The sequence below is a fragment of the Tepidicella xavieri genome (assembly GCF_004363315.1).
GTDB lineage: Bacteria > Pseudomonadota > Gammaproteobacteria > Burkholderiales > Burkholderiaceae_C > Tepidicella > Tepidicella xavieri.
The window spans coordinates 21,405-41,065 of record NZ_SNYL01000004.1; the positions used below are offsets into that span (position 1 = coordinate 21,405).

The 19,661-nt window shown below is 65.3% G+C and carries 20 protein-coding genes and 1 tRNA gene; 10 read left to right on the forward strand and 11 right to left on the reverse strand.

Translation table 11 applies throughout. The features are described from left to right. Positions 1 to 203: 203 nt before the first annotated feature. Together rplS and DFR43_RS04355 are read left to right on the forward strand one after the other, a co-directional pair. Positions 204 to 560, forward strand: coding sequence for a 50S ribosomal protein L19 (gene rplS, locus DFR43_RS04350; protein ID WP_133596146.1), 357 nt, complete (start codon positions 204 to 206; stop codon positions 558 to 560). 146 nt (positions 561 to 706) lie between these two features. After that, positions 707 to 2,038, forward strand: a complete 1,332-nt coding sequence (locus DFR43_RS04355) for a DUF3422 family protein (RefSeq protein WP_133596147.1) — start codon at positions 707 to 709, stop codon at positions 2,036 to 2,038. 52 nt (positions 2,039 to 2,090) lie between these two features. On the opposite strand, the gene DFR43_RS04360 is transcribed toward DFR43_RS04355, so the two are convergent. The 4 genes from DFR43_RS04360 to ftsY all read right to left on the reverse strand — a co-directional run bounded on the left by DFR43_RS04360 (position 2,091) and on the right by ftsY (position 5,653). Continuing rightward, the gene (locus DFR43_RS04360) at positions 2,091 to 2,717 is read right to left on the reverse strand and encodes a c-type cytochrome (RefSeq protein ID WP_245988826.1); all 627 of its coding nucleotides are present in this window, start codon (positions 2,715 to 2,717) and stop codon (positions 2,091 to 2,093) included. A gap of 85 nt (positions 2,718 to 2,802) precedes the next feature. Then, the gene (locus DFR43_RS04365; RefSeq protein WP_133596148.1) at positions 2,803 to 4,089 is read right to left on the reverse strand and encodes an NAD(P)/FAD-dependent oxidoreductase; all 1,287 of its coding nucleotides are present in this window, start codon (positions 4,087 to 4,089) and stop codon (positions 2,803 to 2,805) included. Between the two features lie 12 nt (positions 4,090 to 4,101). After that, on the reverse strand, positions 4,102 to 4,404 hold the full coding sequence (locus DFR43_RS04370; protein WP_133596149.1) for a c-type cytochrome: 303 nt from the start codon (positions 4,402 to 4,404) through the stop codon (positions 4,102 to 4,104). 190 nt (positions 4,405 to 4,594) lie between these two features. After that, positions 4,595 to 5,653, reverse strand: coding sequence for a signal recognition particle-docking protein FtsY (ftsY, locus tag DFR43_RS04375; RefSeq protein WP_245988836.1), 1,059 nt, complete (start codon positions 5,651 to 5,653; stop codon positions 4,595 to 4,597). Positions 5,654 to 5,683: 30 nt separating this feature from the next. Here ftsY and DFR43_RS04380 point away from each other — a divergent pair, with 30 nt between their 5' ends. The 5 genes from DFR43_RS04380 to DFR43_RS04400 are packed head-to-tail and all read left to right on the forward strand — an operon-like array spanning position 5,684 to position 9,905. Then, on the forward strand, positions 5,684 to 7,087 hold the full coding sequence (locus DFR43_RS04380; protein ID WP_133596151.1) for a M16 family metallopeptidase: 1,404 nt from the start codon (positions 5,684 to 5,686) through the stop codon (positions 7,085 to 7,087). Continuing rightward, complete coding sequence (locus DFR43_RS04385; RefSeq protein WP_245988827.1) at positions 7,084 to 8,457, forward strand: M16 family metallopeptidase; 1,374 nt, start codon at positions 7,084 to 7,086, stop codon at positions 8,455 to 8,457. Before DFR43_RS04380 ends, DFR43_RS04385 begins: the two co-directional genes overlap by 4 nt. Further along, positions 8,454 to 9,125: a 16S rRNA (guanine(966)-N(2))-methyltransferase RsmD gene (rsmD, locus tag DFR43_RS04390; protein WP_133596152.1), complete on the forward strand. Its 672-nt coding sequence runs from the start codon at positions 8,454 to 8,456 to the stop codon at positions 9,123 to 9,125. Before DFR43_RS04385 ends, rsmD begins: the two co-directional genes overlap by 4 nt. Next, on the forward strand, positions 9,122 to 9,634 hold the full coding sequence (gene coaD, locus DFR43_RS04395; RefSeq protein WP_133596153.1) for a pantetheine-phosphate adenylyltransferase: 513 nt from the start codon (positions 9,122 to 9,124) through the stop codon (positions 9,632 to 9,634). The genes rsmD and coaD overlap by 4 nt, the downstream gene beginning before the upstream one ends. A 13-nt stretch (positions 9,635 to 9,647) precedes the next feature. Beyond that, on the forward strand, positions 9,648 to 9,905 hold the full coding sequence (locus tag DFR43_RS04400; protein ID WP_133596154.1) for a YfhL family 4Fe-4S dicluster ferredoxin: 258 nt from the start codon (positions 9,648 to 9,650) through the stop codon (positions 9,903 to 9,905). A gap of 10 nt (positions 9,906 to 9,915) precedes the next feature. On the opposite strand, the gene pth is transcribed toward DFR43_RS04400, so the two are convergent. From pth to DFR43_RS04435, 7 genes are all read right to left on the reverse strand, one after another. Continuing rightward, complete coding sequence (gene pth, locus DFR43_RS04405; protein ID WP_133596155.1) at positions 9,916 to 10,557, reverse strand: aminoacyl-tRNA hydrolase; 642 nt, start codon at positions 10,555 to 10,557, stop codon at positions 9,916 to 9,918. Positions 10,558 to 10,642: 85 nt separating this feature from the next. Continuing rightward, entirely contained in the window at positions 10,643 to 11,269 is a 627-nt protein-coding gene (locus DFR43_RS04410; protein WP_133596156.1) for a 50S ribosomal protein L25/general stress protein Ctc, read from the reverse strand. Positions 11,270 to 11,372: 103 nt separating this feature from the next. Continuing rightward, a complete protein-coding gene (locus DFR43_RS04415; protein ID WP_133596157.1) occupies positions 11,373 to 12,356 on the reverse strand; it encodes a ribose-phosphate pyrophosphokinase in 984 nt (327 codons plus the stop codon). Between the two features lie 26 nt (positions 12,357 to 12,382). Then, a tRNA-Gln gene (locus DFR43_RS04420) sits at positions 12,383 to 12,459 on the reverse strand. Between the two features lie 77 nt (positions 12,460 to 12,536). Continuing rightward, positions 12,537 to 13,391 carry a 4-(cytidine 5'-diphospho)-2-C-methyl-D-erythritol kinase gene (gene ispE, locus DFR43_RS04425; RefSeq protein ID WP_133596323.1) on the reverse strand — a complete coding sequence of 285 codons (855 nt, stop codon included), beginning with the start codon at positions 13,389 to 13,391 and terminating at the stop codon, positions 12,537 to 12,539. Between the two features lie 11 nt (positions 13,392 to 13,402). Continuing rightward, positions 13,403 to 13,885 (reverse strand): lipoprotein insertase outer membrane protein LolB, encoded by a 483-nt coding sequence (locus tag DFR43_RS04430; RefSeq protein ID WP_133596158.1) that lies wholly within the window; start codon positions 13,883 to 13,885, stop codon positions 13,403 to 13,405. Then, positions 13,882 to 15,621 (reverse strand): tetratricopeptide repeat protein, encoded by a 1,740-nt coding sequence (locus tag DFR43_RS04435; RefSeq protein ID WP_164499701.1) that lies wholly within the window; start codon positions 15,619 to 15,621, stop codon positions 13,882 to 13,884. The genes DFR43_RS04430 and DFR43_RS04435 overlap by 4 nt, the downstream gene beginning before the upstream one ends. A 112-nt stretch (positions 15,622 to 15,733) precedes the next feature. Here DFR43_RS04435 and mutM point away from each other — a divergent pair, with 112 nt between their 5' ends. The 3 genes from mutM (at position 15,734) to mutY (ending at position 19,654) form a co-directional block, all read left to right on the forward strand. Further along, the gene (gene mutM / locus DFR43_RS04440; protein WP_133596160.1) at positions 15,734 to 16,549 is read left to right on the forward strand and encodes a bifunctional DNA-formamidopyrimidine glycosylase/DNA-(apurinic or apyrimidinic site) lyase; all 816 of its coding nucleotides are present in this window, start codon (positions 15,734 to 15,736) and stop codon (positions 16,547 to 16,549) included. A 73-nt stretch (positions 16,550 to 16,622) separates the two neighbouring features. Then, the gene (locus DFR43_RS04445) at positions 16,623 to 18,599 is read left to right on the forward strand and encodes a dynamin family protein (protein WP_133596161.1); all 1,977 of its coding nucleotides are present in this window, start codon (positions 16,623 to 16,625) and stop codon (positions 18,597 to 18,599) included. Further along, entirely contained in the window at positions 18,599 to 19,654 is a 1,056-nt protein-coding gene (gene mutY, locus DFR43_RS04450) for an A/G-specific adenine glycosylase (protein WP_425471073.1), read from the forward strand. The genes DFR43_RS04445 and mutY overlap by 1 nt, the downstream gene beginning before the upstream one ends. The last annotated feature ends 7 nt before the right edge of the window (positions 19,655 to 19,661 follow it).

Sequence of the window (19,661 nt, forward strand, 5' to 3'; positions counted from 1 at the left end):
GGCGGGCCTGGGGTTGACGGTGCTGGAGTGGTCGCTGACTCCCGGCATATTGTGTTTCTTCTTTGGCCCAAGTTATAATTAAAGGCTTTCGATCCTCTGGTCGGCCGCCCGAGAGTGTCGCAGGGTGTGGCACTCGATCGGTAGCCAGTGGGCTGCCGGTGGGCCTTTTGTGTAGCGCGGCCACGATCGTTTTGAAGGAAACCATGAACCTGATCCAAATCCTTGAACAAGAAGAAATTGCTCGTCTGAACAAGGAAATTCCTGAGTTTGCCCCTGGCGACACCGTCGTGGTGAGCGTCAACGTGGTGGAAGGCAACCGCAAGCGTGTCCAGGCTTACGAAGGCGTGGTCATTGCCAAGCGCAACCGTGGCCTGAACTCCAGCTTCATCGTCCGCAAGATCTCCAACGGCGAAGGCGTGGAGCGTACCTTCCCCCTGTACAGCCCCCGTATCGCCAAGATCGAGGTCAAGCGCCGTGGTGACGTGCGCCGCGCCAAGCTGTACTACCTGCGTGATCGCAGCGGCAAGTCCGCCCGCATCAAGGAAAAGCTCGGGGCTTGAGCGTCAAGACATGGGGCCAGCCGACGCCAGCTGCCCCAACAGCGTGAAAAATGGGAGGTACAAGCCTCCCGTTTTTTTGAGGCCAGCCAGGCGCTTGGTTGGGCAGTGTTGCACGCATATCACACCCCTGAGGGTATGATGAATGCATGATGACGCATGCTGCTTCAGCCCCCCGCCTCCTGCCCCCCGATGATGCTGAGCGCCTCGTGCTGCACAACGAGGTGCACGCGCGGCCGTCTGCGCGCATTCGGCTGCCTGCTTTGGTGGTGTTGTTGGCTGTGGCCAACGATGGCGTGAGCAGGGGCCAGGAGTGTGAGCACTTGCGCCGCCTGCCGGGCCAGGAGGGGTTGAGCGTCGAGGCGCTGCAAGGCAATTTCCTCAGTCTGCGTTTGCCGCAGTGCAGGCTCAAATGGGAGCGGCATACCGAATTCACCCGCTACACGCTGGTGCAAGCCTTGCCGCCAGGTGCCGGGCTGGGGGCGGCCGAGCCCGATATTCTGTCGAATCTGGCCTTGCCCGAAGGGTGGCTGGCACAGGTGCCAGGGCGCACCTTTTGCGCGATCGCGCTGGCGATGCTCACCGGCGACCTTGCCGACCCCGTGGCCTGCGTCCAGCAGGCGCGGCCCTGGTTTGGCAGTTCGATGGTGGTGGCTTCGCTCATGGGCAGCTTTTCGCCCGCCATGGTGGCCACCGATTTCCGTGTGCGAGACGACGGCTTCGAGCGGATGCTGGTCATTGCGCCGCCCGACACCAGCGACATGCGAGCCGGCCGGATTTCTCAGCGCCTGCTGGAACTGGAAACCTATCGTCTCATGGCGCTGCGCGGCTTGCCGGTGGTCAAGGCGCTCCTGCCGGAACTGGCGCAGGCCGAACAGCAGTTGGCCCAAATTACCGTGGCGCTGGAGCAAAAGGCGATGTCGGACCAGGCGATGCTCGATACCCTGATGTCGCTGGCCGCTCGCGTGGAAAAGGCCATGGCGCAGCATGGCTTCCGGTTTTCGGCCACCCGTGCCTATGACGACCTGGTCTCGCAGCGCATCGCGGAACTGCACGAGACGCCGATTCCGGGCACGCAGACGATCGGTGAGTTCATGCAGCGCCGCCTCTCGCCAGCCATGGCCACGGTGGCCTCCACGGCGCAGCGGCTCACTTCCTTGTCCGAGCGGGTGACGCGCACCAGCGCCCTGCTGCGTACCCGGGTAGACATCGCCACCGAAGGGCAGAACCAGCAATTGCTGGAAAAGCTCACGCGCGGGCAGGAACTGCAATTGCGGCTGCAGACCACGGTGGAAGGCTTGTCCATCGCGGCGATTTCCTATTACGTGGTCAGCTTGCTCCTGTATGGTGCCAAGGCGCTGAAGTCGGCGGGGGTGCCGGTGCATCCGGAAATCGCCACCGGTGCGCTCATTCCCCTGGTGCTGTGGGCGGTCTGGCGCACCACACGCCGCATCCACGAAAAGCTGCATCAGGGGCATTGAAAAAGCCCCATCAGGCTTGGGCTCAGTGCCGCAGCCAGTTGGTGATGGGGATTCACTTCCCGCTGAGGTACTCCGCCACAGCGGCCATTTCGAGTTCGGTCATCTTCTCCACCACCACGTGCATGACCTGGTTCTCGTCAGTGCGTTGGCGGGTGTTGAACTGTTTCAACTGGGTGAACAGGTAGCCGGAAAACTGGCTGGCCAGACGGGGCAGGTTGGCCGCGCCTTCGCCGTTGGCGCCATGACAACTGGCACAGGAAGGCACGCCACTGAAGCGGTTGCCTTGGTGGTAGATGTATTGCCCCACCGCGGCCAATGCGGGGTCCTTGGGCGGTTCGCGCGGGGGCTCCATCTTTTCGTAGTACTTGCCCAGGGCCAGCATTTCGTCCGAGGTCAGGCGGGCCGAGATATCGGCCATGGCCGAGCTTTTGCGCTGCCCCGATTTGAAGGCTTCGAGTTGCTTGGCGATGTATTGAGCATTCTGCCCAGCCAGACGCGGGAAGACCTCGCTGGTGGACTCGCCCTTGGCGCCATGACACAGGAAGCAGGAACCGCCCGCGATGCGCTGGGCGCGCGCCTCATCGGCCTGTGCCCAGGCCATCTGCCCGATAGAACAGACCGTCAGCGCCAGCAGCGCCGGGCGGATCGAAAAATTGCAGAAACGAAAACGGGAGGACATGCGGCGAACCTTGGGCAGACGCGGCCAAAAGAGGAGGGGCCAGAGCATTCGACCCCTCCCCGCCATGGGGCAGGGGGGAGGTCGATCAGGCCAGCATATCGGCCCAGATGTTCTGGGCCCAGGCCAGCGCGTAGCGGCCTTCCAAGGCGTTGGCCGCTGCCGACACGCCGCCCGAACCCGGGACGGTGAGCATGGTTTTCTGCTCGGGGTCATAGCGGTGGACGCTGGCCACATGCACCACGTCTTCGTCGTTGACGAAGCTGTAGCAGGTGTTGGCGTACAGCGGCAGTTGCGGCGGCTGGTGGCCCATCAACAGGTTGACCACGGCAGCGGCGCAGGTCTTGCCGTGCTGGTTGGCCATGTGGCCTGATTTGGGCATGGCCGGCGCGATCTGGATGGAGTCACCCAGCACGTGGACGTTTTTCAGCGCCTTGGACTCGAAAGTCAGGAAATCGACTTCGCACCAGCGGGCGTTGGCCGTGGCCATCCCGCTCTTGACGGCGATGTCACCCGCGCGCATGTTGGGCACCACATTGAGCACGGCGGCCTTGAAGTCCTCATTGAACTCGAACTTCAGTGTGTTGGTGGCGGCATCCACGTCCACCACATTGTGCTTGGGCCGGTACTCGATGATGTCTTTGTAGTGCTCCTCCCAGGCTTTCTTGAACAAGGCCGGCTTGGAGGTGACGTCGTCGTTGGCGTCGAAGACGATGACCTTGCTCTTGGGCTTGGCCTTCTTGAAGTAGTGCGCGACGATGCAGGCGCGCTCGTAGGGGCCGGGCGGGCAGCGGTACGGCATCAGCGGGATGGACAGCGCGTACACGCCGCCATCGGGCATGGCTTCGAGCTGCTTGCGCAAGGCCACGGTCTGCGGGCCAGCCTTCCAGGCGTGGAGCACCTTGTCCTTGGCCCCTTCTTTGGCCATGCCAGGCAAGGTTTCCCACATGAAATCGATGCCAGGCGAGACGATCAGGCGGTCGTAGGCGACTTCGCCACCACCGGCCAGCTTGACCAGGCGCTTGTCGGGGTCGATGGCCGTGGCCATGTCGCGCACGATGCGCACGCCGTGGCGTTTTTCCAGGTTTTCGTAGGAGGTGGTGATGTAGCTGATGTCTTTCAGACCGCCGATCACCAGGTTGGAGATGGGGCAGGAGATGAAGTTGGCGTTGGGCTCGATCAGCGTGACGCGAACCTTGCCTTCGGAGAACATGCGTGTGTACTTGGCGGCGGTGGCACCGCCATAGCCCCCGCCGATGACGACGACGTGCGGGCCCGAGCCGCCACCCGCAGGGGTGGCGCAGCCGGTCATCAGGCCGAGGGAGCCCAGCGCAGAGCCGGCGGCGAGCGTTTGTACGAACTGACGGCGTTTCATGTTCTCGTCTCCTTATTTCTTCTGGGCGGCGAAGTAAGCGGCGATGGCGGCGATCTGCTCGTCGCTGTAGCCTTTGGCGATCTGGTGCATGATGGTCGCCGGACGACGCCCGTTCTTGAAGTCGAGCATCTTTTGTTCGATTTCGGATTTGTCCTTGCCGGCCAAGGCATCCATGCCAGGCTGAGCGCGGCCTTCGGTGCCGTGGCAGTTGGCGCAGGCGGCGGCCCACACACGAACCTGATTGACCTGTGCATGCGCGGCCAGGGCAGATGCACCCAGCAGGCCCACGGCCAGAATCTTCGCGATTGGTTTCATTGGTGATGTCTCCTGTGACTGGGACCCGAGGTGGCGACGTTGACAAACATCAACGGATGCAGATATTGGAATGTGTTAGCAATTCTAATTCTGCACCCGACATGAAGCTTACACAATGTGGGCTTCGGGTAAACCATCTTCATCGAAAACCCTAGGGTATGCCTGAGCACGCCTTGGGGTTGATCGCGGCTCAAGACAGCAACGCGGCAGCGAATTCGCGGGCGTCGAAGGTTTGCAAGTCTTCGAGTTGCTCGCCCACGCCGATGAAATAGACCGGTACGGCGCGGCGCTGCTCGCGGGCCCACATGGCGATGGCGGCCAGTACGCCCCCTTTGGCGGTGCCGTCGAGTTTGGTGACCACCAGGCCCGTGAGGGTGAGGGCCGCATCGAACGCCTTGACTTGCGCCAAGGCGTTCTGGCCGGTGTTGCCGTCGATGACGAGCAGCACTTCGTGCGGGGCCGAAGCGTCGGCTTTCTGCACCACGCGTTTGATTTTTTTCAACTCTTCCATCAAGTGGAGCTGGGTCGGCAGGCGGCCGGCGGTGTCCACGATCACCACATCGCGCCCGCGCGCGCGCCCGGCATTGACGGCGTCGAAACTCACGGCCGCCGGGTCGCCGCCGTCCTGGCTGATGATGTCCACGGTGTTGCGGTCGGCCCAGACGCCCAGTTGTTCGCGGGCGGCGGCCCGGAACGTGTCGGCGGCGGCCAGCAGCACCGATGCGCCTGAGTGCGACAGGTGCCAGGTGAGCTTGCCGATGGTGGTGGTTTTGCCCGCGCCGTTGACGCCAGCGACCATCAGCACGGTGGGTCCACCGTCCGGGCGGCCGATGACCAGGGGCTTCTGCAGGGGCTGGAGCAACTCGGCGATGGCATCGGCCAGCAGCCCTTTGACTTCGGCGGGCGCGGTGGCTTTGGCGGCCTTGACGCGTCGGCGCAGATCGTCGAGCAGGTATTGCGTGGCCTGGGTGCCGGTGTCTGCCATCAACAGCGCCGCCTCCAGCTCGTCGTACAGGGTTTCGTCGATCTGGGTGCCGGTGAACACGCTGGTGAGTGTGCTGCCAGTCTTGCGCAGCCCGTTGCGCAGACGGTTCAACCAGGACTGGCGCGGCGCCTCGGCCGCAGGGGCCGGGGTAGGCGGGGCTTCGGCAGGGGCGGGGGGCGCTGCCTCGGTGGCAGGTGGCGCTTCCGGCAGCGCGGGCTGGGCGTGGCCAGAGGAAAAGAATTTTTTCTTGAGGAGGCTGAACATTTGGGGCATTTCTGGAATCATTGGGATTCTATGAAACCCTTCGCCTTGTCTTGGCGGACCTGGCTCGGGGCCGGTGTGTGCGCGGGCATTGTGGCCCTGCTGGCACCGGCCGTCCACGCCACGGCTGCGCGGGCCGATGAGCCGGTCCCCTCCGCCCAATCCTTCACCCTCGCCAATGGCATGACGCTCATTGTCCAGCCCGACCGGCGCGCCCCCACGGCGGTTCACATGCTGTGGGTGCGCGTGGGCTCGATGGACGAGGCCGACGGCACCTCTGGCGTGGCGCATGTGCTGGAGCACATGATGTTCAAAGGTACCCCTTCGTTGGCGGAAGGGGAGTTTTCGCGCCGGGTGGCCGCGCTGGGGGGGCGGGACAATGCCTTCACCAGCCGCGATGTGACGGCTTACCACCAGCAGGTGCCCGCATCTGCCCTGGAGGCGGTGATGCAACTCGAAGCGGACCGCTTCGCCAACAACCAGTGGCCAGACGATGCCTTCACGCGCGAGATGCTGGTGGTCAAAGAAGAACGGCGCCAGCGGGTGGAGGAGTCGCCCCAGGCCCGGATGTTTGAGGTCTTTCAGGCCACGGCCTTTGTGGCGCATCCCTACCGCCGCCCGATCATCGGCTGGATGAGCGACCTGGAGGCCATGACGCCGCAGGACGTTCGGGACTTCCATCGCCGTTGGTACGTGCCGGCCAACGCCGCCGTCGTGGTGGTGGGCGATGTGGAGGTGGAACAAGTCCGCCAGTGGGCCGAGCGCCATTATGGCGCCATCGAAGCGCGTGCCGTGCCCGAGCGCAAACCCCAGACCGAGCCGCCTCAATCGGGCATGCGCCGCATCGAATACCGGGGCCGCACCGACCGGCCATTGGTGGTCATGGGTTGGAAAGCCCCCCGAATTGCCCATCCCCAGGCCTCCGACGAAGCCACCATCGATGCCTTGGCGCTGATGCTGCTGGCGGGCGTGCTCGATGGCCACAGCGCCGCGCGGCTGGAGCGTTCGCTGGTCCAAGGTCTGGGCCAGACCCGGCGCTTGGCCGATGCGGCCGGGGCTTCTTTCGGCATGATGGGGCGAGGGCCGGAACTGTTCCTGCTCACGGGCACGCCCGCCGACGGCGTCAGCCCCGAGGCGCTGGAAGCGGCGCTCAAATCCGAAGTCCGGCGCATTGCCCAAGAGGGGGTCAGCGAAGCCGAGCTGCGCCGGGTCAAAAACCAGTGGGCGGCCCGCGAAGTGTTCAAGCTCGACTCCTTGTTTGCCCAGGCCCGAGAACTGGGCAATCACTGGGCCCTGGGCTGGCCGCTGGACGCCTCGGCCACGTTGCTGCGCCGGCTCGACGGCATCACGCCGGCCCAAGTCCAGGCGGTGGCGGCGCGGTATTTCGCGGATGACCAACTCACCGTCGGTGTGCTGCTGCCACAGGAGCGGCCATGAAAACGCGAATGACACTGAACCATCGGCTTGGGTGGCCTCGGCGCTGGGCCCAAGCGGTGCTGGTGGCGCTTGGGTGGGGGCTGACGGTGGCCTCGGCGCAGGCATCGTTACCCATCGAACACTGGACCCAGCCCAGCGGCGCCCGGATCTATATGGTGCATTCGGCCAACCTGCCCATGCTCGACGTGCAAATCGATGTGGATGCCGGCAGCCGGCGCGACCCGCGGGATCGGGCCGGGCTGGCCCAGGCCGTGGCCCAGATGTATGACAAGGGCGTGCGTGCCCATGCGGGCCGCCCGGCGCTGGACGAAAACCAGCTCGTCGAATCCTGGGCCGACTTGGGGGCGCAGTTCCGCGTCCAGGCCACCGCCGACCGGCTCTCGTTCCAGTTGCGCACCCTGATCCGCCCCGACCTGCTCGATCCGGCGGTGACCCTGATGGCGCATCAACTCGCCGCGCCGGCTTTTCCGCAGGCCGTTTGGGCGCGCGAGCGCGAACGCCTCGTGGCGGCCTGGCGGCAAGCACAGACGCAGCCCGGCACGGTGGCTGCCCGGCGCTTTGCCGAGGCGGTCTATGGCGATCATCCCTACGGGCAGGAGGCTCGGCCCGAAACCTGGGCCGCCATCGACAGCGCTGACTTGGAAGGATTCGTTCGTCGGCATGTGCGCGCCTGTGACGCGCGGGTGACGCTGGTCGGTGACGTGCAACGCGCGCAGGCCGATGCCATCGTCTCCCGCCTGCTGGCCGGTTGGGCCGATCGTCCTTGCACCCCCTTGCCCCCGGTGGCCGAGGTGGCGCCGCTTGCTCGGGCGCAGCTCGTCCAGGTGCCTTTCGAAGCGGCGCAAGCGCAGATTCTCATCGGTCAGCCCGGATTTCCCCGCAGCGACCCGGACTTCCTCGCCCTGACCGTGGGCAACCACATCCTCGGGGGCAGCGGCTTTACCTCGCGGCTGATGCAGGAAATCCGCGAGCGGCGTGGGCTCACTTACGGCATCTACAGTTACTTCTCGCCGGGCCGGCACGCCGGCGCTTTCACCGTCTCCATGCAGACCCGGCCCGACCAGGCCGAGGAAGCCGTGCGGCTGATTCATGAGGAGATACGCCGCTTCGTCGCCGAAGGTCCCACCCCGCAGGAGCTGGCCGAAGCCCAGCAAGCCCTCATCAATGGCTTTGCGTTGCGGCTGGACAGCAACCGAAAATGGCTGGACAACGTGGCCGCCATGGCCTGGAACGACCTGCCTTTGGACTATCTGGACACCTGGACGGCGCAGATTGCCGCGCTGACGCCCGCGCAAGTGCGCGCCGCCATGCAGCGCGTGTTGCAGCCCGATCGCCTCGTGACCGTGGTGGTGGGGGGGCGTCAGCCATGAAGGCGCCGCCGCGTGGCCGGGCCCATGGCGTCAGCGCCCGTGCGCCTGGGCCGGGCGGGGAAGTTCGCATCATCGGGGGACAGTGGAAGCGCAGCAAACTGCCCGTGCCCGATCGTCCCGGGCTGCGGCCCACCCCGGACCGTGTTCGCGAAACCCTGTTCAATTGGCTGGGGCAAGACCTCAGCGGGATGACCTGCCTGGATGCGTTTGCCGGCAGCGGTGCGTTGGGGCTGGAGGCCGCTTCCCGGGGCGCGGCCCGCGTTTTCCTGATCGAGCGTGACCCGACGCTGGCTCAGGCCTTGCGCCGCCATGCCGCCCGCCTGGGCGCGAGTCATGTGGAAGTGCTCCAGACCGATGCGGTGCGCTGGATGGCGCAAGCGGCCGGCCAGCGCTGGGGCGTGATTTTTCTGGATCCCCCTTTCGGCGATGCTGCCTCCGGCTGGAACGAATCGCTCTTTCAGCGGGCGTTGCAGGCAGCGGTGGGCTTGCTGGCCGATGATGGCTTCCTCTACCTCGAAGCCCCCAGGGCGTGGACGGCGGCGCAATGCCAACCGTTGGGCCTGGCGCTGCACCGTCAGGGCAAGGCCGGCATGGTGCATTTCCACCTGCTGGTGCGCGATGCCTCCTACGCCCGCCCGGAGGGGCCGGGCGATAATCTCACGCCATGAACGCTGTTTCCGCCCCGTCGCGCCGCATCGCCGTCTACAGCGGTACCTTTGACCCCATCACCCTCGGCCACGAGGACGTGATCGGGCGCGCCGCCAGCCTGTTCGATGAACTCATCGTGGCCGTGGCCGTGGCGCATCACAAGAAAACCCTCTTTACCCTGGAGCAGCGCATCGCGATGGTGGCCGCCAGTCTGGCCCATTGCCCCCAGGTGCGCGTGTTGCCTTTCGAGGGGTTGATCATGGACTTCTGCCGTGAGCACGGGGCCTGTGCCGTGGTGCGCGGCATTCGCAACCTCACCGATTTCGATTATGAAGCCCAGATGGCGGCCATGAACCGCAAGCTCTTGCCCACGGTGGACACGGTGTTTTTGCTGCCGCAGCCCCAATGGCAGTGCATTTCGAGTACGCTGGTGCGTGAAATCGCCAAGCTGGGCGGCGACGTCAGCGGCATGGTCAGCCCCGGGGTGGCGCGCCAGCTGCAGGTGATCAACGGTGCTGCCCAGCGCTGATGGAGAGCGTGCCATGGCCCTGATGATCACCGACGAATGCATCAATTGCGACGTCTGCGAACCCGAGTGCCCGAATCAGGCCATCTCGATGGGCGTGGATTTTTACCAGATCGACCCAGCCCGCTGCACCGAATGCGTCGGGCATTTCGACGAACCCCAGTGCGTGCAGGTTTGCCCGGTGGAGTGCATTCCCGTCAATCCCGACCATGTCGAAAGCCGGGAGACGTTGTGGCAGAAGTACCGCCGCCTGCAGGGCCTGGTGGCTTCCTGAGCCGCTGGCCTCAGGTTGGCGGCGTGGCAGGAGGGGCTTGCTTCTCAGTGGCCTCGGGCCTGGGTGGCTTGGGGCGGGGCGGCTTGCTGGTGTGGATGAGCGCGGTGGCCTTGTCCATCCGGTCGGCCAGCAGGTCGGGCAGGGCGCGCAGGCTGCGCTCGATGGCTTGCTGCAGGGCGTCGCGCTGCTCCGGCGACGGCTTTTTCAGCACCCAGTGCACCACTTCGCTTTTCACCCCAGGGTGCCCAATCCCGATGCGCAACCGCCAGTAATCGGCGCTGCCGAGTTGGGCGTGGATGTCGCGCAGACCGTTGTGCCCCGCATGGCCCCCGCCTTTTTTGAGCTTCATTTCACCGGGGGGGAGATCGAGTTCGTCGTGCGCCACCAGGATTTCCTCTGGGGCGATCTTGAAAAAGCGCGCCAGAGCGCCCACGGCCTGCCCGGAGCGGTTCATGAAAGTGGTGGGTTCCAGCAGCCACAGAGGGCGACCGTCCACGCTGACCCGCGCGCAGCGCCCGAAGTAGCTGCGCTCCGGCTGCAAATGGGCGTGGAGCTCGCGCGCTGCCGCTTCCAGCCACCAGAAGCCGGCATTGTGGCGGGTGTCTTCGTATTCGGGGCCCGGATTGCCCAGGCCAACGAGCAGCTTGATCATGGCAGGATGCGTGCGGGCACGCGCACAAAAGCGGTGTTGAAACAAAAAGGCCCGCTGGGCGCGGGCCTTGAGGCTGGCGGCAGGTTTACTTCTTGCCTTTCTTGCCCTTCTTGTCGTCGGCAGCGGCAGCCACCGGCGCGGCAATCACTTCTTCCACCGGCTCGACCACCGTGGCGATGGTCGGATTCGGTTTGCCGTGGGTCACGACCTTCACGCCGGCGGGCAGCTTCAGGTCGCTGGCGTGCACCGACTGACCCTTGACCACTTCGCCCAGATCCACCTCGATGAACTCAGGCAACTGCACGGCCAGACACTCGATTTCGATTTCGTTGGCCACGTGGTTGACGAGGCACTTGTCGATCTTGACGGCCGGTGAATTCTCGGCATTGATGAAGTGCAGCGGCACCTTCTTGCGCAGGCGGGTCTTGTCGTCCACGCGCTGGAAGTCCACATGGAGCACCTGGGGCTTGTAGGGGTGGTACTGCACGTCGCGCAGCAGCACTTTCTGCACCTGGCCGTTGAGTTCCATGTCCAGGATGGAGGCGTGGAAAGCCTCTTTCTGCACGGCGTGCCACAGGGCGTTGTGATCGAGCTCGATCATCACGGGCTCGGCGCCCCCACCAAAGACGATACCCGGCGCACGGCCGGAATTGCGCAGGCGGCGGCTCGCACCCGTACCCTGCTTGCTGCGCTCGAAAGCGACGAATTTCATGATTCAACTCCGAAAAGGGCCTGGCCGCGACCAGCACGAGACCCAACTGAAAAAAGCGCCGACGATCCGACGGGACCGGGGCGCTGCCTTTTGCCGCAGCCGCTCAAGCGTGCTCGGCTTCTGCGAACAAACTCATCACCGATTCGCCGCTGGCGATGCGCGCGATGGTCTCGGCCATCAGCGGCGCCACGGAAAGCTGGCGAATCTTCGAGCAGGCCTGAGCGGCCTGACTCAGCGGAATGGTGTTGGTCACGACCACCTCATCGAGCGCTTCGCCTTTGGCGATGCGGTCGATGGCAGGGCCGGAGAAAATCGGGTGGGTGCAGTAGGCGTACACCTTGCGCGCGCCACGCTCCTTGAGCACTTCGGCCGCTTTCACGAGCGTGCCGGCGGTGTCGATCATGTCGTCCATGATGACGCAGTTGCGGCCTTCGATGTCGCCGATCACGTGCATGACTTCGGAGACGTTGGGCTTGGGGCGGCGCTTGTCGATGATGGCCATGTCGCAGTTGAGCTGCTTGGCCAGTGCGCGGGCGCGCACCACGCCCCCCACGTCGGGCGAGACGACCAGCAAATCCGGATAGTTCTTGGCCCGCAAATCACCGAGCAGCACCGGCGAGGCGTAGATGTTGTCGACGGGGATGTCGAAAAAGCCTTGGATCTGGTCGGCATGCAGGTCCATGGTGAGGACGCGGTTGACGCCGACGACTTGCAGCATGTTGGCCACCACCTTGGCCGAGATGGGCACGCGGCTCGAACGCGGGCGGCGGTCTTGGCGGGCGTAGCCGAAATACGGAATGACAGCCGAGACGCTGACGGCCGAGGCGCGCTTGAGCGCATCCACCATGATGACGAGTTCCATGAGGTTCTCGTTGGTGGGAGCGCAAGTGGACTGCACCACGAACACGTGGCGGGCCCGCACGTTTTGCGTGATCTCGACCGAAACCTCGCCATCAGAAAAGCGGCCCACATTGGCCGCTCCGAGCTTGGTTCCGAGATGTTGGGCGATTTCTGCCGCCAGTACCGGGTTGGCATTACCGGTGAACAGCATGAAATCCGGCGTTTGCACTGGCGAGGATGTTTGCATGGAAAACCCGGCGCAGGTAAGAAATTTGGCAGGGGAGGAAGGATTCGAACCCTCGCATGTCGGAATCAAAATCCGATGCCTTAACCAACTTGGCGACTCCCCTACACTGGCTCGCTGCTGACGCAGCGCACCGAATGCAGTGTGTTCATCTCTGCTGAACAACGACCGCTAGTATAACCGCTATCGCCACTCAATCAGAGGATGTTCCCTCAAATTGTTGCAGTGTCGAGCGACCCAGCCGGCCGGCAGACACGACGTGTCCACATCGGACTGCACAGGCGCGAACAGCGCGCTGCCCGAACCTGTCATGCGGCCTTGCAAGCCTTGGGTCTGGAGCCATTGCAGCCCTTTTGTGATGTCTGGGCACAAGCGCTCGGCCACTGGTTGCAAGTCGTTGCACCCAAAGCGCAACTGATTTGACTCGCTATCTGCAACAAAGCCTTCGATTGTAGCGCGTTTTGTGTCGCGTTTCAAGTCTAGGTGCTGAAAAATCTGTGGCGTCGATGCGCCGGCAGGTGGCTTGATGACGATGAAGCGCGTATGGGGCAGATGCAACGGGGTGAGTTGTTCGCCGATGCCTTCGACCCAGGCGTTGTGGCCGTGGATGAAGAAGGGCACGTCGGCGCCGAGGGGAAGCCCGATGCGGCACAGGGCTTGAGCGTCCAGGCGCAGCCCCCACAGGCGGTTGAGCGCCAGCAGGGTGCTGGCCGCGTCGCTGGAGCCGCCGCCCAGGCCCGCCTGGGTGGGTAGCTGCTTGTGCAGGGTGATGTCCGCCCCCCACCGGCAGCCCGTGGCTGCTTGCAGGGCGCGCGCCGCGCGCACGATCAAATCTTCAGCCGGTAGCCCGGCTGGGTTGCCTTCGAGGTCTTGCCGGCGGATGCGTCCATCGTTGCGTTTTTCGAAATGCAGGGTGTCGCACCAGTCGATGAGGGTGAAGACCGATTGCAGCAGGTGGTAGCCGTCGGCGCGGCGGCCAACGACGTGCAGAAACAGGTTGAGCTTGGCCGGCGCAGGGACGTCCAGCAGTTGTCGCAGGGCCATGGGGATCAGTGGAGTACCAGGCGGAGTTGGACGGCGGGTTCGGGCTGGAGCCGTCGGGCTTGCAATCGACCGTCGGCGTGGCGGGAGAGGTCGGCTTGCCAGCCGCCAAGCGCGGCCGGCTCCCCGCGTAGCCATTGGAATAGGGGTTCCAGCGGCAGCGCCGTGCCGGTGACGGCGGTGGTCAGTTCGTCCATGTCGGCATAGGGCAGTTCCTCTCGGCCCCGTTGCAGCCAGGCGCCTTGTGGCGTCCAGCGTGCGGTCCCCAGCACCTGCCCCAAGGGGGAGATGAGGCGCAGTTCCCCGGCACTGGCTTGGCCGCTGAGCTCGAAGGCGGCGCTGAAATGCTGCGGGGGGTCGGTCTCGATCTGCAGCGCGAGTCGGCCCGACCACCGGTGGTCAGAAGGCCCACCGAGTGGCGGTGGCGGGGTGGCGCAGGCCGTCAGCAGCAGCGCGCCAGCCAGCAGCAGGGTGCGGCGGGCGGCGCTCATGGCCGAACCTGCAGGCGCTGCAGGGTGTTGAGGAGGGTTTCGTTTTCGGGGTTGAGCAGCAGCCCTTCGCGCCACACGCTCAGGGCCTCCTCGCGCTGGCCCAAAGCCCAGTGGACTTCGCCCAGATGGGCGGCGATTTCGGCGTCGGGCAAGCGGCGAAAGGCGTCTTGCAGGATGCGCAGGGCTTCCTGCTTGTTGCCCAGGCGAAACTCGACCCACCCCAGACTGTCGAGGATGTAAGCGTCGTTGGGGGCGGCTGCCAAGGCTTTCTGGATGAGGGATTTCGCTTCGGTCAGTCGCTCGTTGCGGTCGGCCAGTGAGTAGCCCAGGGCGTTGTAGGCATGGTGGTAGTCGGGTTGCCGTTCGATGAGGCCGCGCAGCAGGGCCTCCATGCGCTCGAAGCGGCCGGCCCGTTCGGCCGCCAGGGCTTGTTCGTAAATGAGGTCCGGGTCGTCGGGGAAGCGCTCGGCCGCGAGGCTGAAGGCTTGGTAGGCCTCTTCGTAGGCTTTGACTTCACGCAGCAAGTGGGCTTCGGCGAGCAGCTTGCGCCGCGCCTCGGACTCGTCACGTTCAGGCTGCCCGCGGATGAGCGCTCTGGCCTGCTCGATCTGACCTTGCCGTGCCAGGATGGTGGCGCGGCGGATCTGGGCCGAGAGGATGTCTTCGGCGTTTTCGATGCGGTCCAGCCAGGCGTTGGCGGCGTCAAAGTCGCGCCGTTGCTCCGCGATCTGAGCCAGGTGCAGGAAGGCCTGGGTTTGGCCGGGGCGGGCTTCGTCTTCGGGCAGGGCGCGCGAAAGCTCCAGATAGCGTTCCAGCGCTGCCTCGGCGGCTGTGGCGCGCCGTTGCTGGGTCAGCAAAATGCCCTGCAGCAGCCAGGCCTGGGGCAATTCGGGCTGCAGGCCAATGAGCTGTTCGACTTCGCGCTGGGCATCGGCCGAGCGCCGCAGGTCGATGAGCGCGCGGATGTAGGCCAGGTGCAGGGTGCTGCGGTGTTCTGCCGCGGTGCCGGCGGTGCGCTGAAGATAGGCCAGCACCAGCGGCTCGGCGCCGGGAACCTCGCGTTCGAACAATTCGATGGCCAGCGCCGCCGCATAGGGCGAGTCACCTTGTGCCTGCAGGCCGGCGCGGGCGGCATGCAAAGCCGCGTCGAAGGCCGAGAGCTCCATCTCCATGCGGCCGATCGCGGCCCAGGCCGAGGCGGCGGTTTGCGGGTCGCGCAATGCGGGTTGCAGGGCGTCGCGGGCCGCAGCCAAGGCGGCAGCCCGGTCGCTGGTGCGTGCCAGGGTCTGCGGAATGGCGCTGATGACCTCGCTACGCCGTGGCGGCGGTGTCAGGCGGATGAGGTTGCGCAGGGTGCGGCTGACATCGGCTGGCCGGTTCAGCGCCAGCAAAATCTGCAATTCATAGCGGTAGGGTTCGTCGGCATCCGGGAAGGCGGCCGACCAGTCCCGCGCTGCGGCCAGGGCCGCGTTGCCGGCACGGTTTTGCAATGCGATTTCGACGGCACGGCGATACAGCTCGGGGCGCTGGGTGCGCTTGGCGGCATCGAGCATGAGCGAGTAGGCGGCTCCCGGGTCGTTGCTCTGAAGCTGGAATTCGGCCAGCAGCAATTGATAGAAAAGCTCGGCGCTGAGCTCCGGTGCCTGGGCGGGCGGAAACGCGAGCGTGGGGGCCGGTTGCGCATGGGCGGAGGCCAACAAACCCAGCGACAGGCACAGGCCGCACCACCATCCCATCAACCGGCGCGGGCGTACTCGAAGGCGTGGGGCATCAGAGCGGGGGAGGGCAAAGGCCTGTAGCATCGGGTCATGATAATGGATTCACGATGTCTGACCAGGGGTCGCGCCTATGCCCGAATTGCCTGAAGTGGAGGTGACGCGCAGGAGTTTCGCCGACCGGATTGCAGGGGCGCGGATCTTCGAGGCCCGCCTGGGCAAGCCGCTGCGCTGGCCCTTGGGGGTGGAGCCGCAGGCGCTGGCCGATCGCGTGGTGCAGGCGGTGCGCCGGCGTGGCAAGTACTTGTTGCTCGATCTGGACGAAGGGCTGCTGCTGGTGCATCTGGGCATGTCCGGCAGCCTGCGTTTCGGCTGGGGGCTCGCGGCGGCCGGCCCGCATGACCACTTTGACCTGCTGACCGACCGGGGAACGTTGCGCTTGCACGATCCCAGGCGCTTTGGCGCCGTCGTTTACGCGCAGAGCGAAGCCACACCGCCGGCCCGCAAGCTGCTCGACGGCCTGGGGGTGGAGCCGTTGTCGCCTGGCTTCGATCCGGTGGCTTTTCATGCGGCGCTGAAGCGCCATCGCGCCAGCATCAAGCAGGTGCTGCTGGCCGGCGGCATCGTCGTGGGGGTGGGCAACATCTATGCTTCGGAGGCCCTGTTCATGGCAGGCATTCGTCCCACCACCCGGGCCGACCGGCTCAGCCGTCCGCGTGCCCAGCGGCTGCATGGGGCGATCCGCCAGGTATTGACGCGTGCCTTGGAGGTTGGCGGAAGCACCCTGAAAGATTTCGCTGACGCTCAGGGTGACAGTGGGTATTTCCAGCTGGAAACCATGGTGTATGGCCGGGCCGGGCAGCCCTGCCGCGTCTGTGGCAGTGCGGTGCGCCAGATCCGGCAAGGTCAGCGCTCCACATTTTTCTGTCCGGTGTGCCAGAAGCCATGAAAGGGCTCTTTGCGCGATGCTATATTGACGCAATAGCAGTTTTGCCAATCCTCCTCTGAGGAGCATGTGATCCATGTCATTCAATCAGGAGTTCGACGAGCACAGTGCCTGGCGGCGTGAGCGGGCCCGCCATCTGCAAACGCTGGCTGGCTGGCTGGAACGGCGCGACCTGCTCGATGCCGGTGCCCGCGAACGCTTGGCCCAACTGCAGGAGCGTCTGGCCAGCGACAAGGTCATGGTCGCTTTCGTGGCGGAGTTTTCACGCGGCAAGTCGGAGCTGATCAATGCCGTGTTCTTTGCTGGCTACGGGCGCCGCATCATGCCCGCCAGCGCCGGGCGCACCACCATGTGCCCGACCGAGCTGGGCTACGACGCCGATCTGCCCCCGTGCTTGCGGCTGTTGCCGATCGAGACGCGTCTGCAGCCTCAATCGCTCATGGAGTGGCGCAGCGCTCCTCACCAATGGGAGCGCATTGATTTGGACGTCAACGACCCGTCCCAATTGGCGCAAGCCATCGAAAAAGTGGCCGAGGTGCGGCGCGTCACGCAAGAGGAGGCGCGGGCGCTGGGCTTTTGGCACGATGAGCAGCCCGATGACAATCCGTTGCCTGGCCTGGATGGCCTGATTGAAGTACCGCGTTGGCGTCACGCGCTCATCAACATGGCTCACCCGCTGCTCAAGCAGGGGCTGGTCATCCTCGACACGCCGGGGCTCAATGCGATTGGCGCCGAGCCCGAGCTCACCGTCAGCTTACTGCCACAGGCCCATGCGGTGGTGTTCATTCTGGCGGCTGACGCCGGGGTGAGCAAATCAGACTTGGTCATCTGGCGGGAGCACTTGGCGCCTTCTGCCGAGCACGGTGACTCGCGGTTGGTGGTGCTCAACAAGATCGACACCCTCTGGGACGATTTGACCTCGCCGGATGACATCGAAGCCCAGATTGCTCGCCAGCGTGTCCAGTCGGCGCAAGTGTTGGGCTTGGCGCCGCAGCAGGTGATCGCGGTGTCGGCGCAGAAAGGGTTGTTGGCCAAGGTCCGGCAGGACGAGACGCTGCTGGCCGAGAGCCGTCTGCCCGAGCTGGAGCGTGCGCTGGCCGACGATGTGCTGGCCCATCGGCGCGAGATCCTTCAGGCTCATGTGCGCACGACGTTGCAGCAGTTGCGTACCGAGGTGGGGCACCTGCTGCACGCCCGCACGCGCGAATTGGTCGAGCAGATCCAGGAGCTGGAGGCGTTGCGTGGCAAGAATGCGACGGTCATTCGGCAGATGCGCCTGCGCATCGAGCAGGAGCAGCGGGAATTCGACGCCGGAGGCGCCAGAATCCAGGCGGTTCGCTCGGTGCATCTCAAGCATCTCAAGGAGCTGTTTGCCCTGCTGGGGGCCAACCGGATCAAAGCCGATGTGGCGGCGCTGGCTCAGGCCCTGAAGCAGCCCGGCGTGAAGTTCGGGGTCAAGAAGGTGTATGCGGAGGCATTCCGGCGTTTGCACGGCGGCTTGGCCGATGCGCACCGCATGGCGGCCGAAGTGCAGGACATGCTGGCTGGCGCGTTTCGCAGCCTCAATGCGGAGTATGGCTTTGCCTTGCAGGTGCCCGAGCGGCTGGATCTGAGCCGCTATGCGGAGGAGTTGGCCGAGATCGAGCAGAGCCATCTCCAGTATCTGGGGCTGACGAACGTCTTCCGCCTGGCGCAGCCGGAGTTTGCCGACCGGCTGGCCAAGGCGGTGCTGTCGCGCTTGCGTAAGCTGTATGAGGAGGCCTCCAACGAGGTGGAGCTCTGGAACAAAGCGGCTGCTTCGCAACTGGATGCGCAACTGCGCGAGCGGCGCAAAAACTTCGCCCGCCGCATCGAGGCCGTGCACCGCATCCAGGAGGCCGCAGGCAGTCTGGACGAGCGCATCGCCGAGCTGCAAGCCCGCTTGGATGATCTGCAGGCCGAAGGCGATGAATGGACCCGGCTGACGGCCGAGGCGTCGCTGGCTGAAGCCATGCCTTCTGCAACACCCCGCCCTGAGGTGGGACTGGCGGCGCAGCAGACGGCATCCGTTTGATCGTGAGCCGGTTTTTCGAGGCCGTGGTCCGGTGGCAGCGGCAGCACGGCCGCCATGACCTGCCTTGGCAGGGCTCCACCGATCCCTACCGGGTGTGGCTGTCAGAAATCATGCTGCAGCAGACCCAGGTCAGCACGGTGCTGGGGTATTACGACCGCTTCCTGCGCCGCTTTCCTGATGTGCAAGCCTTGGCCAGCGCGCCGCTGCAAGACGTGCTGGCCCTCTGGAGCGGCTTGGGCTATTACAGCCGGGCCCGCCATCTGCACCGCTGTGCGCAAACGGTGGTACAGCGTTGGGGCGGACAGTTTCCCCAGTGCGCCAAAGACCTGCAGTCCCTCCCCGGGATTGGTTCATCGACGGCCGCCGCGATTGCGGCGTTTTGCTATGGCGAACGGGTTTCCATCCTGGATGGCAATGTGCAGCGCGTGCTGACCCGGCTGCTGGCTTTTGAGGGCGATCTGGCCCAGAGCGCCAATGCCAAGGTCTTGTGGCAGCAGGCACAGGCGCTCGTTCCCGCCGACGCCACCCATTTGCAGATGCGCGCCTATACCCAGGGTTTGATGGACTTGGGCGCGTTGGTGTGCAAGCGATCCCGGCCTGCCTGCGGGCGCTGTCCGGCGCAGTCGTCATGCATGGCCCATGCCCGGCAGCAAGAAGGGGATTTTCCCGTCAAGACCCGCCAGCTCCGCCGCCGCACCGAGCGCTGGTGGCTGCAGGTGGTGCGCCGCGCCGCGGATGGGGCCTATTGGTTGCAGCCCAGACCGGCGCAGGGCATATGGGCAGGCTTGCATGCGTTTGCCGTGTTGGACGAGGGCGAAGCGGCCGCGCAACCGCCTGCTGGCGCCTCGGGCGCCGAGGGGCCGCTCTGGCATGACCCCATACGCCACAGCCTGACCCATCGGGATCTGGTGCTGCAGCCAGTGGAGTGGCGGGTGGCGGCATATGCCCCCGAGGGGCCTGGGTGCTGGGTGCGCAGCGTTGCGGAGCTGGACCTGGGCTTGCCAGCGCCATTGCGCGCCTGGTTGATGCAGCGGCTGGCCTCAGCCGCCCCGTGATGTGGGC

What these genes read in the sequence shown, in the direction of transcription:
- rplS (WP_133596146.1), top strand. Translation starts at nt 204, where the DNA reads ATGAACCTGATCCAAATCCTTGAACAAGAAGAAATTGCTCGTCTGAAC.
- DFR43_RS04355 (WP_133596147.1), top strand. Translation starts at nt 707, where the DNA reads ATGATGACGCATGCTGCTTCAGCCCCCCGCCTCCTGCCCCCCGATGAT.
- DFR43_RS04360 (WP_245988826.1), bottom strand. Translation starts at nt 2,717, where the DNA reads ATGTCCTCCCGTTTTCGTTTCTGCAATTTTTCGATCCGCCCGGCGCTG.
- DFR43_RS04365 (WP_133596148.1), bottom strand. Translation starts at nt 4,089, where the DNA reads ATGAAACGCCGTCAGTTCGTACAAACGCTCGCCGCCGGCTCTGCGCTG.
- DFR43_RS04370 (WP_133596149.1), bottom strand. Translation starts at nt 4,404, where the DNA reads ATGAAACCAATCGCGAAGATTCTGGCCGTGGGCCTGCTGGGTGCATCT.
- ftsY (WP_245988836.1), bottom strand. Translation starts at nt 5,653, where the DNA reads ATGTTCAGCCTCCTCAAGAAAAAATTCTTTTCCTCTGGCCACGCCCAG.
- DFR43_RS04380 (WP_133596151.1), top strand. Translation starts at nt 5,684, where the DNA reads ATGAAACCCTTCGCCTTGTCTTGGCGGACCTGGCTCGGGGCCGGTGTG.
- DFR43_RS04385 (WP_245988827.1), top strand. Translation starts at nt 7,084, where the DNA reads ATGAAAACGCGAATGACACTGAACCATCGGCTTGGGTGGCCTCGGCGC.
- rsmD (WP_133596152.1), top strand. Translation starts at nt 8,454, where the DNA reads ATGAAGGCGCCGCCGCGTGGCCGGGCCCATGGCGTCAGCGCCCGTGCG.
- coaD (WP_133596153.1), top strand. Translation starts at nt 9,122, where the DNA reads ATGAACGCTGTTTCCGCCCCGTCGCGCCGCATCGCCGTCTACAGCGGT.
- DFR43_RS04400 (WP_133596154.1), top strand. Translation starts at nt 9,648, where the DNA reads ATGGCCCTGATGATCACCGACGAATGCATCAATTGCGACGTCTGCGAA.
- pth (WP_133596155.1), bottom strand. Translation starts at nt 10,557, where the DNA reads ATGATCAAGCTGCTCGTTGGCCTGGGCAATCCGGGCCCCGAATACGAA.
- DFR43_RS04410 (WP_133596156.1), bottom strand. Translation starts at nt 11,269, where the DNA reads ATGAAATTCGTCGCTTTCGAGCGCAGCAAGCAGGGTACGGGTGCGAGC.
- DFR43_RS04415 (WP_133596157.1), bottom strand. Translation starts at nt 12,356, where the DNA reads ATGCAAACATCCTCGCCAGTGCAAACGCCGGATTTCATGCTGTTCACC.
- DFR43_RS04430 (WP_133596158.1), bottom strand. Translation starts at nt 13,885, where the DNA reads ATGAGCGCCGCCCGCCGCACCCTGCTGCTGGCTGGCGCGCTGCTGCTG.
- DFR43_RS04435 (WP_164499701.1), bottom strand. Translation starts at nt 15,621, where the DNA reads ATGGGATGGTGGTGCGGCCTGTGCCTGTCGCTGGGTTTGTTGGCCTCC.
- mutM (WP_133596160.1), top strand. Translation starts at nt 15,734, where the DNA reads ATGCCCGAATTGCCTGAAGTGGAGGTGACGCGCAGGAGTTTCGCCGAC.
- DFR43_RS04445 (WP_133596161.1), top strand. Translation starts at nt 16,623, where the DNA reads ATGTCATTCAATCAGGAGTTCGACGAGCACAGTGCCTGGCGGCGTGAG.